Source organism: Pseudomonas sp. B19(2017), from assembly GCF_002113165.1.
GTDB lineage: Bacteria > Pseudomonadota > Gammaproteobacteria > Pseudomonadales > Pseudomonadaceae > Aquipseudomonas.
This window is the reverse complement of record NZ_NEJR01000054.1, coordinates 1-694: the sequence shown is the minus strand read 5'-3', so window position 1 is coordinate 694 and position 694 is coordinate 1. Positions and strand designations below refer to the sequence as shown.

Genomic DNA, 694 nt, shown 5'->3' with positions numbered 1-694 from the left:
CCCAAGCAACGGGGCGGTGATCAGTGGTACCGCTGAAGCCGGGGCCAAGGTGATTCTTACCGACGGCAGCGGCAACCCGATCGGCGAAACGACCGCCGATGGCAGTGGCAACTGGGCCTTCACGCCTGCGACCCCGCTGGCCAACGGCACGGTGATCAACGCCGTGGCCCAGGACGTCGCCGGCAATACCAGTGGGCCGACCAGCGCTACCGTTGATGCCGTCGCGCCGCCTGCGCCGATCATCACCCCGAGCAACGGGGCAGTGGTCAGTGGTACTGCTGAAGCCGGGGCCAAGGTGATCCTGACCGATGGCAGCGGCAACCCGATCGGGCAGGTCACCGCTGATGGCAGCGGCAACTGGAGCTTCATCCCTGGCTCGCCGTTGGCCAACGGTACCGTGGTCAACGCCACGGCAACCGATGCGACCGGCAACACCAGCGTGCCGTCGAGCACCACGGTGGACTCGGTTGCTCCGGCTGCACCGGTGGTCGAACCGAGCAATGGCGCGGCAATCAGCGGTACTGCCGAAGCTGGAGCGAGGGTCATCCTCACCGATGGCAGCGGCAACCCGATTGGCCAGACCATCGCCGATGGTAGCGGCAACTGGAGCTTCACCCCCGGCACGCCACTGGCCAATGGAACCGTGGTCAACGCTACGGCAACCGACCCGGCCGGCAACACCAGTGCTCCGTCG

1 protein-coding gene is annotated in these 694 nt (G+C 67.0%); it reads left to right on the top strand.

Annotation, left to right across the window (positions count from 1 at the left end):
- A partial coding sequence (locus CAF70_RS25990; protein WP_256573322.1) for an Ig-like domain-containing protein occupies positions 1–694 on the top strand: 694 nt, incomplete at both ends.